Source organism: Chitinivorax sp. PXF-14, assembly GCF_040812015.1.
Lineage (GTDB): Bacteria > Pseudomonadota > Gammaproteobacteria > Burkholderiales > SCOH01 > JBFNXJ01.
This window is the reverse complement of sequence record NZ_JBFNXJ010000016.1, coordinates 92,964-104,422: the sequence shown is the minus strand read 5'-3', so window position 1 is coordinate 104,422 and position 11,459 is coordinate 92,964. Positions and strand designations below refer to the sequence as shown.

The 11,459-nt window shown below is 64.8% G+C and carries 11 protein-coding genes; 4 read left to right on the top strand and 7 right to left on the bottom strand.

Translation table 11 applies throughout. From position 1 onward, the window contains the following. Positions 1 to 148: 148 nt before the first annotated feature. The 4 genes from ABWL39_RS17585 to leuS are packed head-to-tail and all read right to left on the bottom strand — an operon-like array spanning position 149 to position 5,043. Complete coding sequence (locus ABWL39_RS17585; protein WP_367794330.1) at positions 149 to 817, bottom strand: HAD family hydrolase; 669 nt, start codon at positions 815 to 817, stop codon at positions 149 to 151. After that, positions 814 to 1,845, bottom strand: coding sequence for a DNA polymerase III subunit delta (holA, locus tag ABWL39_RS17580; RefSeq protein WP_367794327.1), 1,032 nt, complete (start codon positions 1,843 to 1,845; stop codon positions 814 to 816). Before holA ends, ABWL39_RS17585 begins: the two co-directional genes overlap by 4 nt. Further along, positions 1,846 to 2,370 (bottom strand): LPS assembly lipoprotein LptE, encoded by a 525-nt coding sequence (gene lptE / locus ABWL39_RS17575; protein WP_367794324.1) that lies wholly within the window; start codon positions 2,368 to 2,370, stop codon positions 1,846 to 1,848. 57 nt (positions 2,371 to 2,427) lie between these two features. After that, positions 2,428 to 5,043 (bottom strand): leucine--tRNA ligase, encoded by a 2,616-nt coding sequence (gene leuS / locus ABWL39_RS17570; protein WP_367794322.1) that lies wholly within the window; start codon positions 5,041 to 5,043, stop codon positions 2,428 to 2,430. Positions 5,044 to 5,484: 441 nt separating this feature from the next. Here leuS and ABWL39_RS17565 point away from each other — a divergent pair, with 441 nt between their 5' ends. From ABWL39_RS17565 to ABWL39_RS17550, 4 genes are all read left to right on the top strand, one after another. Next, positions 5,485 to 5,745 carry a hypothetical protein gene (locus tag ABWL39_RS17565; protein WP_367794319.1) on the top strand — a complete coding sequence of 87 codons (261 nt, stop codon included), beginning with the start codon at positions 5,485 to 5,487 and terminating at the stop codon, positions 5,743 to 5,745. Between the two features lie 185 nt (positions 5,746 to 5,930). Then, complete coding sequence (locus ABWL39_RS17560) at positions 5,931 to 6,185, top strand: hypothetical protein (RefSeq protein ID WP_367794316.1); 255 nt, start codon at positions 5,931 to 5,933, stop codon at positions 6,183 to 6,185. Between the two features lie 37 nt (positions 6,186 to 6,222). Continuing rightward, complete coding sequence (locus ABWL39_RS17555) at positions 6,223 to 7,056, top strand: DUF692 domain-containing protein (protein WP_367794313.1); 834 nt, start codon at positions 6,223 to 6,225, stop codon at positions 7,054 to 7,056. Then, entirely contained in the window at positions 7,053 to 7,835 is a 783-nt protein-coding gene (locus tag ABWL39_RS17550) for a DUF2063 domain-containing protein (protein ID WP_367794310.1), read from the top strand. The genes ABWL39_RS17555 and ABWL39_RS17550 overlap by 4 nt, the downstream gene beginning before the upstream one ends. 103 nt (positions 7,836 to 7,938) lie before the next feature. On the opposite strand, the gene ABWL39_RS17545 is transcribed toward ABWL39_RS17550, so the two are convergent. The 3 genes from ABWL39_RS17545 to ABWL39_RS17535 all read right to left on the bottom strand — a co-directional run bounded on the left by ABWL39_RS17545 (position 7,939) and on the right by ABWL39_RS17535 (position 11,297). Continuing rightward, entirely contained in the window at positions 7,939 to 9,537 is a 1,599-nt protein-coding gene (locus ABWL39_RS17545) for a mechanosensitive ion channel family protein (protein WP_367794307.1), read from the bottom strand. A gap of 102 nt (positions 9,538 to 9,639) precedes the next feature. Further along, complete coding sequence (gene xerC / locus ABWL39_RS17540) at positions 9,640 to 10,623, bottom strand: tyrosine recombinase XerC (RefSeq protein WP_367794304.1); 984 nt, start codon at positions 10,621 to 10,623, stop codon at positions 9,640 to 9,642. After that, the gene (locus tag ABWL39_RS17535) at positions 10,620 to 11,297 is read right to left on the bottom strand and encodes a DUF484 family protein (protein ID WP_367794301.1); all 678 of its coding nucleotides are present in this window, start codon (positions 11,295 to 11,297) and stop codon (positions 10,620 to 10,622) included. The genes xerC and ABWL39_RS17535 overlap by 4 nt, the downstream gene beginning before the upstream one ends. Between the last annotated feature and the right edge of the window lie 162 nt (positions 11,298 to 11,459).

The window sequence follows — 11,459 nt, the reverse complement described above, 5'->3', positions numbered from 1 at the left end:
ACCCGCCTTGCCTGTGCCAATTTGCACGCAAATCCCGGGCGAGAGGTTTGCGCGCAACCTATGTCAAATGCCATGCAAATCTGTGCCAAAACGCGCGCCGCTCTACACTCCGTGGGTCGGCCGGTACCGACGGAGATCGGCCCGGCACTCAGCCGCACGACTGTTTCAGGGCAGCCAGCACGGCATCGAGCGATGCCATGATCGGGTGGCCGAATGCCCGGACCTCGTCATGCGGCGGCCGGATGTCCGGCACCTGGATCACCCGCATGCCCGCCGCCAACGCGCCGCGCACGCCGGGATCGGAGTCTTCGAGCACCAGGCAGGCTGCGGCGTCGATCCCCAGCCCTTGCGCCGCACGCAGAAAGATCTCCGGCGCTGGCTTGCCCTGCGTGACCTCGTCACCACATACCGTGTGCTGAAAGCGTTGCAGGATGCCGACCTGGCCCAGCTTTTTCTCCGCGAAACTGCGTCGGGTGGACGTCGCCACGGCCTTGGGGAGCCCTGCATCGTCGAGCCAGTCCAGCAGTTCGAACAGCCCCGGCTTGGTCGGGATGCCGCGCTCGAACGCCTCGAGATACAGTTTGCGTGAGGTGTCGTTGATGCGGTCGACGGGGAAGTCGTCACCGAGCGTTTCGCGTATCCAGCGCGCGGAATCGCGGCTGTTGAGCCCCACCATGCCGATGCCGATGGCCGGATCGAGCCGGTAGCCGTGGGCCTCGGCCGCCTGCTGCCAGCAGGCGAGCGAGATGCGCTCGGTGTCGAGCATCAGGCCATCCATATCGAAGATGACGGCTTCGATGTGATGCAGTTCCATCATGTGTTGATCACAAAAGCGCCGGCCGTGGCCGAACATAGGGACAAGCCAAGGCGCAGCATGACCGACCACGGCTCGCCGCTGCCCAGGCCCTTGATCAGCCGATCACTGTGCGCGGCCTCGCTCAATGCCGTTTCGAGCTGGGCCACGGACAAGCGGCGCAAGGCGGGCTCCATCAGTTGCTGGCGCGCCCCCCACACCCGATGCTCCTTGAGCAACTGAGGGAGCGCCTGCCGTTGCAGCAGGCCGCGCTTGAGCTTGAGCAGCGTGCGCACCTCCTCGGCGAGCGCCCACAGCACCAGCACCGGCGACTCGCCCTCGGCCTGCAGGCCGTCGAGCACCCGGCTGAAACGCAGGGCGTCGCCGCCGAGCAGCGCCTCGCCCAGCTTGAAAACATCGAAGCGCGACACATCGAGCACCGCATCGCGCACCTGCTCCGGCGACAGCTCGCCCTCGCCATAGAGCAGGCCGAGTTTCTGGATTTCCTGGTGGGCGGCGAACAGATTGCCCTCGACCTTGTCGGCGAGGAAGGCCAGGGTATCGCGGTCCAGCCGCTGGTTTTGCTGTTGCAGGCGCCCGGCGATCCATTGCGGCAGGCTGGCGCGCTCGATCGGCCACGCGGCGACCGCCACGCCGGCGTGTTCGAGTGCGGTGAACCACTTGCTGCCCTGCTGGGTGCGATCGAGCTTGGGCAGGGTGATCAGCGTCACCGTATCGGGCGACAGGTTCTGGCAGTAGTCCTGCAGGGCCTGCCCGCCCTCGGCGCCGGGCTTGCCGCCGGGGATGCGCAGTTCGAGCAGCTTGCGGTCGCCGAACAGGCTCTGGCTCGCGCCGGCCATCATCAGCTCGTTCCACTTGAAGCCGGGCTCGACCGTCAACACCTCGCGCTCGGCAAAGCCCTCCTGGCGCGCACGTGCACGGATGCGGTCCACCGCTTCGAGCACCAGAAAAGCCTCTTCGCCATGCAGCACATAGAGTGACGCCAGCCCCTTCTGCAGATGCTGCGGGAGCTGTTCAAGCTTCAGCTGCATCTACTGTACCCGGCTCGCCATGTCTTCCGGACGCGGCTTGTAAACCGTCAGACGGCGCAGGATCTGCTGCGTCGCATCCTGCTGCATGTCGCGCACCAGCATCGCCTCTTCCTGCTCCTTGCCGAGCGCGAAGCTGTCCTCGTAGGTCATGTAGCGGCGGATATTGATCTCGCTGGTCGGAAACAGCGGCTGCCGGCTGGCGCCGAGCAGCGTGTAGGTGAGCGAATAATGCAGCTCATATTCGCTCACCTTGCCGGCCTGGTTCAGCGAACGAATAGTCTTGTCGGTCTTTTCGCTGACCACCGCGATGGTCGCCTCGGCATCCTTCGCCTGCTTCGCCAGCGTCATTCCCGGCACGGCGCGCAGGTATTGCTGCAGGCCCGTCGCCACGCCACCGCCGCCCTCGACATACATCGTGCGGAACGGGATATCGGTACTGCCGCCGACGCCACGCAGGTGGAAACCGCAGGCCGACACGCTCAACGCGGCGGCGAGCATCAGGGTCAGGGAGCTCAGTCTTGCCATCTTCACCATCTCGATCAGGCGAGCACGGCCTGCTCATGCAGGCCATGCGCGCGATGCTTACACCACGATATTGATCAAACGTCCGGGCACGACGATCACCTTCTTGATCGCCTGGCCTTCGACGAACTTCTGCACCTGCGGGTTGGCCAGCGCCAGCGCCTCGATCGCGGCCTTGTCGGCATCCTTGGCGACGGTGATGTTGCCGCGCAGCTTGCCGTTGACCTGCACCACGAGTTCGATCTCGTCCTGTACCAGCGCGGTGGCATCGGCCTTGGGCCAGGGCTGGTCGAGCAATTGCGTACCCGGCTTCAGCTCGCCCCACAGCGCCTCGCAGGCATGCGGCACGATCGGCGACAGCAGGATGGTGACGGTCTCCAGTACTTCCTGCGCCACCGCGCGGCCGGTCGCATCGGACAGGTCGGTCCTGCCGGTATTGTTCAACAGCTCCATCACGGCAGCAATCGCGGTGTTGAACTGCTTGCGGCGGCCGTAATCGTCGGTGATCTTCTGGATCGCGCTATGCAGCTGAAAGCGCAGCGCCTTCTGGCCCACGCTCAGCTCGCCGCTGGCGTACCTGACGACGACGCCGGCAGTGACATGATCATGCACGATCTTCCACAGGCGCTTGAGGAAACGGAACGCCCCCTCGACGCCGGCGTCGGACCATTCGAGGCTCTGCTCCGGTGGTGCGGCGAACATCATGAACAGGCGCGCGGTATCGGCGCCGTAGCGGTCGATCAGCTCCTGCGGGTCGACGCCGTTGTTCTTCGACTTCGACATCTTCTCGGTGCCGCCGATCTCGACCGGCTGGCCGTCACCCTTCAGCACGGCGCGGATGGTCTTACCCTTGGCATCGTGCTCGATCTCGACATCGGCCGGGTTGAACCAGTCCTTCTTGCCGCCAGGCAGCTCGCGGTAGAAGGTTTCGGCAATCACCATGCCCTGCGTCAGCAGGTTGGTGAACGGCTCATCATTGGTCAAGAGGCCCTCGTCGCGCATCAGCTTGTTGAAGAAGCGCGCGTAGAGCAGGTGCAGGATCGCGTGTTCGATACCGCCGATGTACTGGTCGACCGGCAACCAGTGGCTCGCGGCTTCCTTGCTGACCATACCCTGGTCGAATTTGGGCGAGGCATAGCGGGCGAAATACCAGCTCGACTCGACGAAGGTGTCCATCGTGTCGGTTTCGCGCCTGGCGTGGCCACCACACTTGGGACAGGTGGTTTCGTAGAACTCGGGCATCTTGGCCAGCGGGCTGCCGGCACCGTCGGGCACGACATCTTCGGGCAGCACGACCGGCAGCTGGTCTTCGGGCACCGGCACGTCGCCGCAGCTCGCGCAATGGATGATCGGGATCGGGCAGCCCCAGTAGCGCTGGCGCGAGATGCCCCAGTCGCGCAGGCGGAACTGGGTGCGCTTGGCGCCGTGGATCTTGCCTTCGAGGTCGCCGACGATGGCGTCGAATGCAGCCTGGAAGCCCTTGCCGTCGTACTTGCCGCTGTTGACGGTACGGACCGAGTCATCCTTGGCGGCGTACCATTCCTTCCACGCTTTGCCGTCGAAATCGTCTTCGCCGCTGGCCGGGGTGTAGACCTGGGTGATTGGCAGGCTGTACTTGTTGGCGAACTCGAAATCGCGTTCATCGTGCGCCGGCACGGCCATCACCGCGCCCTCGCCGTAGCCCCACAGCACGTAATTGGCGACCCACACCGGCAGCTTGGCGCCGCTCAGCGGATGGATGACGAACTCGCCGGTCGGCATGCCCTTCTTTTCCATCGTCGCCATATCGGCTTCGGCCACCGAGCCGGCCTTGCATTCGGCGATGAAGGCGGCCAGCGCCGGGTTCTTCTCGGCGGCGCGCGTGGCGAGCGGGTGCTCGGCGGCGACGGCGACATAGGTGGCGCCCATCAGCGTGTCCGGGCGCGTGGTGTAGACCTTGAGGCTGCCCTCGCCGCTGGTTGCGACGTCGTAGTCGAACACGATGTCGGCGCCGAAGCTCTTGCCGATCCAGTTGCGCTGCATCGTCTTCACCTGCTCGGGCCAGCCCGGCAGGCTGTCGAGCGAGGTCAGCAACTCGTCGGCGTAGGCGGTGATCTTGAAGTAGTACATCGGGATCTCGCGCTTCTCGACCAGCGCGCCAGAGCGCCAGCCGCGGCCGTCGATCACCTGCTCGTTGGCGAGCACCGTGTGGTCGACCGGGTCCCAGTTCACGACACCGTTCTTCTTGTAGATCAGGCCCTTCTCGAACAGCTTGGTGAACAGCCACTGCTCCCAGCGGTAGTAGTCGGGCTTGCAGGTGGTGACTTCGCGTTCCCAGTCGATCGCCAGGCCCAGGCTCTTGAGCTGCTGGGTCATGTAGGCGATGTTGTCGTAGGTCCAGGCGGCGGGCGCCACGCCATTCTTCATCGCGGCGTTCTCGGCCGGCAGGCCGAAGGCATCCCAGCCCATCGGCTGCAGCACGTTGTAGCCATTGAGCTTCATGAAGCGCGACAACACATCGCCGATCGTGTAATTGCGCACGTGGCCCATGTGCAGCTTGCCCGAGGGGTACGGGAACATCGACAGGCAGTAGTACTTGGGCTTGCCGCCATCTTCGACGGCCTTGAAGGCCTGGGTACGGTTCCAGTGGTCCTGTGCGGCCTGCTCGACCTGCGCCGGGCTGTACTGTTCTTGCATGATGCAACGCTTCCTGGCTAAACGGTAAAAGGCGGATTATACCGTTTGGAAACAGGGCTTCACGCGCCTTGCCAATCTTTTTTCTGTACGCCGCATCCAATCGCGGCATTCACCCGTATATGGCCACATGACCGACGTTGCAGGAAAGCGCGGGATCGTGCGGTAAACGTCTGATTTGGCCACGCAACCCAAAAATCGCGTGCGATATCGCGCATTTACGTGATCCGCCTATGCGAACCCAAGACCGCAAGCCATCCCGGAAAGCCCTTTGTCGTTAGCACTTCAACGCCGTTCGAACCATGCCGTCGATGTAATGCACGAAACCTGAAGATTCTGTTTGTTTCATGTTTTTGTCATAACCATCTCGGCGGTGTTACGTTGAATAGCGCGTCCAGCCCATGTCGGGCTGCGATGTTCGAACACGTTAAAAGGAGTTAGCCGATGAAATCGACACTATCCCAGATCGCCCTGGCTGCCGCGGCCGCCACGATGTTTGCCAGCGCCGCGATAGGCACGGCCCAGGCGGACGAGGCCCGCGTGAAGTGCGAAGGCATCAATGGCTGCAAGGGCCAGGGTTCGTGCAAATCCGCCAAAAACGACTGCAAGGGCATGAATACCTGCAAGGGCCAGGGCTGGGTGGAGACGACCAAGCAGGAATGCGAGGCGGCACAGGCCGAAGCGGCGAAGCCGAAACCACAGTGACAGCCTGCTGCCGGTCGTCGGGTGCCACCAGCACGATCGGCAACGGGCTGTAAGAAATCGATATGGGTTTCGACCAAGTCAGCGTAACCGGCCGGTGCCACGCATGACGTGTCGCCGCGGGATACCCAGGCGACCCGATTTGGGTGTGAAGCCGTTTTTCCAGTCAATCTGAAAGGAGCATTACCATGGATAAGAGAAAATTTGCCGGACTTGCGCTGGCCACCGCAGCTGCAGCCATGTTCTCCGCCGTCGGCGTGGCCGGCGCGGCCCATGCTGAAGATGCCACGGTAAAGTGTGCCGGCATCAATTCCTGCAAGGGCACGAGCGAATGCAAATCGGCCACGAACGAGTGCAAGGGCCAGAATACCTGCAAGGGTCACGGCTGGCTCTCGGCCACCGAAAAGGAGTGCACGGCCAAGCACGGCAAGGTTGTTAACTGACAGGACGCCCGGGGCCGGCTCGTCCGGCCCGATCACCATGAGCCACTACCCCAGCCTCGGTTTCGGCCTCGGCCTGCGAACCGACCACTACACTGCGATTCTCGACAGCCGTCCTGCGGTCGACTGGTTCGAGATCATTTCCGAAAACTACATGGTCGACGGCGGCAAGCCGCTGCACTTTCTCGACCGTATCCGCGAACACTACCCGATGGTCATGCATGGCGTGAGCCTGTCCATCGGCTCGGGCGACCCGCTCAACCGCGACTACCTGGCGCGCCTCAAGGCGCTGGCGCAACGCATCGAGCCCGCCTGGATTTCGGACCACCTGTGCTGGACCGGCATAGGCGGCCACAACGCGCACGACCTGCTGCCGCTGCCCTACACCGAAGAGGCGATCCGCCACGTGGCCGAACGGGTGCAGGCGGTGCAGGATTTCCTCGGCCGGCGCATCCTGCTCGAAAACGTATCGAGCTATGTCAGCTACAAAAGCTCGGGCATGACCGAATGGGACTTCCTGCGCGAGATCGCACAACGCGCGGATTGCCTGATCCTGCTCGACGTCAACAATATCTATGTCAGCAGCGTCAACCATGAGTTCGACGCGCTCGACTACCTCGACGGCATGCCGGCCGAGCGCATCCAGCAGATACACCTGGCCGGCCACACCGATGCCGGCGCCTACCTGATCGACACCCACGACCACCCGGTGCCCGACCCGGTATGGGCGCTGTACCGCGAGGCGATCAGCCGTTTTGGCCCGGTATCGACGATGATCGAACGCGACGACGACATCCCGCCGCTGCCCGAGCTGCTGGCCGAGCTCGATCAGGCGCGCCGCATCGCCGCACAGGCCCAGGCGGTGCCGGCATGACACTCGACGAGCTCGAACACGGCTTCTACCGCCACCTGCGCGGCGACAACGACGGATTCGCCGAGCATATCGTCGGCACGGACAAGGTCGACGCCCCGACCCGACTCGCGGTCTACGCCAACGCCTACCGCCGCAGGCTGATCGAGGCGCTCGACAGCAATTACCCGATCCTGCGCCAGATGGTCGGCGACGATGGCTTCGAGCGCATTGCACGCGACTATCTCGCCGCCCACGCGCCGACTCATTTTTCCATCCGCTGGTTCGGCGACCGCCTGCCGACCTTCCTCGGCGAACATGCCGGCTATGGCGCGGATAACCGCCTGGCCGAGCTCGCCGCGTGGGAATGGAGCATGACCGAGGCCTTCGATGCCGCCGACAGGCCAGCGCTCGGCGTCGGCACGATGGCTGCCGTCACGCCCGAGGACTGGGCCGGGCTGCAATTCAGCTTCCACCCCTCGCTGCGCCGGCTGACGCTCGCATGGAATATCCCGACGATCTGGAAGGCCGTTACCGCCAACGCCGAGGCAACGCCACCACCGGCCATGGCAGGCCAGCCGCAGCCATGGCTGATCTGGCGCAATGGCATCACCAGCTACTTCCGCTCGCTCGACGCCGCCGAGGCCGATGCCCTCGACAGCGCCCGGGCCGGCGCGGGTTTCGGCGAGGTGTGCGAGGGCCTGTGTGCTTTCGTCTGCGAAGACGAGGCGCCATTGCACGCCGCGCAATACCTGAAAACCTGGCTGACGGATGGCCTGATCGTCGCGCTGGGCGAGGCTTAGATGCCCGTACACGCAGGCAAGACATGGTGCCGGCCTGCGCGGCAAGCCTGGCGCGCTCCCCGGCAAGGCTGGAAGGCGCGCCACGCCTGCCCTGCAGCGATGCTCAGGGTTGCTTCGCCGGCGCCGGATACCAGTCGCGCGGCGCCACTACCTTGGGCTGATCGGGGTCGGCCATGTAGTGCGGCGACATGATCTGCACGCCGTAATGGTTGAACACGTCCTGCACATGGCCGTGCAGCTCGTTGAGGATCTCGAGCCGGCGGCGCGGGTCGTCCACCGCCACGCGCAGGCTGTATTCGACGTAGTAGTCGGACAGCGCAGTCTGATAGACATAGGGCTTGGGGTCGCGGCGGACGCCGCGCGTGCCCTCCGCCGCCTCCAGCAACATGGCCTGCACCTGCCGCCACGGCGCATCGTAGCCGATGGTGACGTTGACCGTGGTGATCACGCCGCCACCCGAGGCGAGGCGCGAATAGTTCTTCACCGTCTGCCCCACCAGCAGCGAGTTGGGGATGCTGACGACCTCGCGCAGGTTGGTATGGATCTTGGTGGCGAACAGGCCGATCTCGGCCACCGTCCCTTCCACGTCGCCGATCTGCACATATTCGTGGTGCTTCAGCGACTTCGAGTAGACAAGGATCAGCCCGGCGGCGAACTGGCCGACCACGCTCGACGCACCGAGCGACACCATGAGCCCGACCATCACCGACAAGCCCTTGAATGCCTCGGTGTTCGCGCCCGGCAGATAGGGGTAGATCATGGCAATCGCGAACAGCCAGCAAGCCACCGTGAGCAGGCGGCGTGTGGTCGATGCGGTGTCGCGATCGATGAACGGCACCACCAGCTGGCCATTTTCCACGCGCGCCAGCAGCAGGTGCAGCAGACGCACGGCAAAACGCGTCAGCATCACGATCAGCACCACGACGCCAAGGCCGGGCAAGGCGCCTATCATGGACAACGCGATCTGGCCGAGAAAGCCGAATACCGTGTGATTGAGCTGCTCGCTCCAGGCGCGGGTATAAGGGAACAGCCACAGCACGTAGCTGGCCCAGACATAGAGCAGGAACAGCAGCACCAGGCTGCCCAGCCCCCGCTCCAGCGCGCGTATGCCGCGCCAGACAGCCCGCATCGAGATGCGCAGGCGTTTCCAGGCCGCCAGCGTAGCGATACTGTGATTGAGCCAACGATGCAGCACCACCATGCCCACGCGCCGCGCGCGCAGGAATGCCCAGCCCGCCAGCAGCATGGCCGCCGTCGCGGCGCACGCTTTGAGCAGCAGCGCCAGCAGCTGGGCCGCCGAGCCGAGTTCGAGCCGCTCGGACATCACCGTCGCCAGCGCCTCGCGTGCGTTCTGCGCCACGTCGGCCTGGCTCAGGCCGGCGAGCGTATTGGCATCGCCCTCGGCGATCAGGAACAGGTTCTGCTCGTCGAGCCTCAGCATCACGCCCTCGGCCAGCGTGACGGCGCTGAGCGTGCCATGCGGCGAGCGCTCCAGCGCGCGCAACACCCGTTCACGCGCCGCTGCCGCGCGCTCGGTCGGGGTATAGGACAGCAAGGTGGCGTGGAAGGTGACGATGGGCCGGTTGTACAACTGCAACTGGGCGGGCGGCGCCACCGTCTTGCCGGCCTCCGCGCCCAGGGCAAGGCCCGTGCACAGCGCAAGCAGGGTGACCAGCAGGTAGCGGCTCAACAAACGAATCATCGTGGCTCTGGGCGGAGAATGCCGCCTGAATGGCAATACCGCCAACATAACGCCTGGCGCCGGTTTTTCCAAGCGCAAGACGGCTGCAGGTGCGGCTTCGGCCTATTTTTCCTGGCGCTTCGCGCGCGGATGGGCCTGGTCGTAGATCTGCTGCAGGTGCTGGTAGTCGAGATGGGTGTAGACCTGCGTCGTCGAGATGCTGGCATGGCCCAGCATCTCCTGCACCGCGCGCAGGTCTTGCGAGGATTGCAGCAGGTGGGTGGCCATCGAGTGGCGCAGGGCATGCGGGTGGACATGGTCGGACAGCGCCTGCTTCACGCCGCATTCCGCCAGCCGCTTCTGCACCGCCCTGGGAGTCAGCCGCCCGCCGTGCTGGCCGACGAACAGCACCGGCTCGTCAGGCGACGCCAGCATCGCGCGCAGCGCGAGCCAGGCCTCGATCGCCGCGATGGCAGGGGCGCCGACGGGCACGACGCGCTCCTTGTTGCGCTTGCCGAGCACGCGCACCTCGCCTTCGGCCAGCTTCAACGCGTCGAGCGGCAGGTTGACGAGCTCCGACAACCGCAGGCCCGACGAATAGAACAGCTCGAACATCGCCTTGTCGCGCACCACGAGCACGTCCTCGGGCTCGATCTCCAGCAGCTTGGCCGCTTCGTCGGGCGTCAGCACGTGCGGCAGCGCCTTTGGCGACTTGGGCGGCCTGAGCCCGATGCACGGGTTGTGCTCAGCCCCGTATTTATGCGCGAGAAAATCGTAGAAGCCGCGCCAGGCCGACAACACGCGCCCGAGCGAACGCCCGGACAGGCCGTCGTTCTTGAGCTTGCCGACGAAGCGCTTGACCTGCGGCGGCGTCAGCGACAGCAGCTCGGTGCCCTCGGACAGGCGTTCGAGCAGGGACAGGTCGTGCCGGTAGGCCTCCCAGGTCAGCGGGCTCAACCTGCGCTCGAAACGGACCCAGTCGAGATAGGCTGCGATCTGCTCCGCCTTGCTGGCGGGCAGTGGCGGGAAGCGTGACAGCGACGGTACCGCCCCGTCGGCATCATGCCGCCCGGGGCCAGGCGCAGCCGCGTCATGCGCCGGCATCATGCCTCCTGGCGGGAGACCTGGCCGAGCGGAATGGTCCGCAGCAGCACCGCCGACAGCAACTCGCCGATGCGCTTGAGGTAGAGCGTGCCCATCTCGGGATAGAAGCGTTCGGCGTCTTCGCTGGCCAGCACCAGCAGGCCCTCGGTCTTGTCGGTGGCGAGCCGCACCTGGGCGAAACTGCGCAGCTTGGCTGCCGATTCACCAAACCAGGCCTGAGTTTCCTCGGCCACGTGCGGGCCGCAGTAAGGCTCGCCGAGATTCTCGGCCAGTTGCTTGACCGCATCGGATACCGGCTGAAACTCGGGCTGATCGCCGTCGGCGCCGGCAATACCCCACACCCGCAAGCCGACATGCGGCACGGCAAAATCCTCGAGCAGGTTATAGACGAAGCCGTTGATCGCCTCGACCGCATCACGTGCGGCCAACAGCGTCAGGCTCAGGCGATGCACCTTTTCGCTGATCGCATCGTTCTCTTCGCCAAACTGCAACAGCTCGCCGAGCTTGTTCTCGAGCAGGCGGTTCTTTTCGCGCAAGGTCAGCATCTGGCGCTCGGTGATCGAGATCGCGTGGCCACCGTGCGGGTGCGGGATGAAGATATCGGCGAGCAGGTCGGCGTAGTCTTCGAAGAAGCTGGGGTTGTCCTTCAGGTATTGAGCGACAAGGCTCGATTGCATGGTGTATTCCTCGCATAGGGGCATGGCGCCCGCCTCGGAGCCCATGTCAGCGGGCCCCACACTTGCCGTTTGCAGCCGGACGATATTCGCGGCCCGCATGTACGCCCGTACACGCTTGCCCCCAAGCAGCCCGGCTGTGGATGAGCCTGGCGAAAAGCCAGG

What these genes read in the sequence shown, in the direction of transcription:
- ABWL39_RS17585 (WP_367794330.1), bottom strand. Translation starts at nt 817, where the DNA reads ATGATGGAACTGCATCACATCGAAGCCGTCATCTTCGATATGGATGGC.
- holA (WP_367794327.1), bottom strand. Translation starts at nt 1,845, where the DNA reads ATGCAGCTGAAGCTTGAACAGCTCCCGCAGCATCTGCAGAAGGGGCTG.
- lptE (WP_367794324.1), bottom strand. Translation starts at nt 2,370, where the DNA reads ATGGCAAGACTGAGCTCCCTGACCCTGATGCTCGCCGCCGCGTTGAGC.
- leuS (WP_367794322.1), bottom strand. Translation starts at nt 5,043, where the DNA reads ATGCAAGAACAGTACAGCCCGGCGCAGGTCGAGCAGGCCGCACAGGAC.
- ABWL39_RS17565 (WP_367794319.1), top strand. Translation starts at nt 5,485, where the DNA reads ATGAAATCGACACTATCCCAGATCGCCCTGGCTGCCGCGGCCGCCACG.
- ABWL39_RS17560 (WP_367794316.1), top strand. Translation starts at nt 5,931, where the DNA reads ATGGATAAGAGAAAATTTGCCGGACTTGCGCTGGCCACCGCAGCTGCA.
- ABWL39_RS17555 (WP_367794313.1), top strand. Translation starts at nt 6,223, where the DNA reads ATGAGCCACTACCCCAGCCTCGGTTTCGGCCTCGGCCTGCGAACCGAC.
- ABWL39_RS17550 (WP_367794310.1), top strand. Translation starts at nt 7,053, where the DNA reads ATGACACTCGACGAGCTCGAACACGGCTTCTACCGCCACCTGCGCGGC.
- ABWL39_RS17545 (WP_367794307.1), bottom strand. Translation starts at nt 9,537, where the DNA reads ATGATTCGTTTGTTGAGCCGCTACCTGCTGGTCACCCTGCTTGCGCTG.
- xerC (WP_367794304.1), bottom strand. Translation starts at nt 10,623, where the DNA reads ATGATGCCGGCGCATGACGCGGCTGCGCCTGGCCCCGGGCGGCATGAT.
- ABWL39_RS17535 (WP_367794301.1), bottom strand. Translation starts at nt 11,297, where the DNA reads ATGCAATCGAGCCTTGTCGCTCAATACCTGAAGGACAACCCCAGCTTC.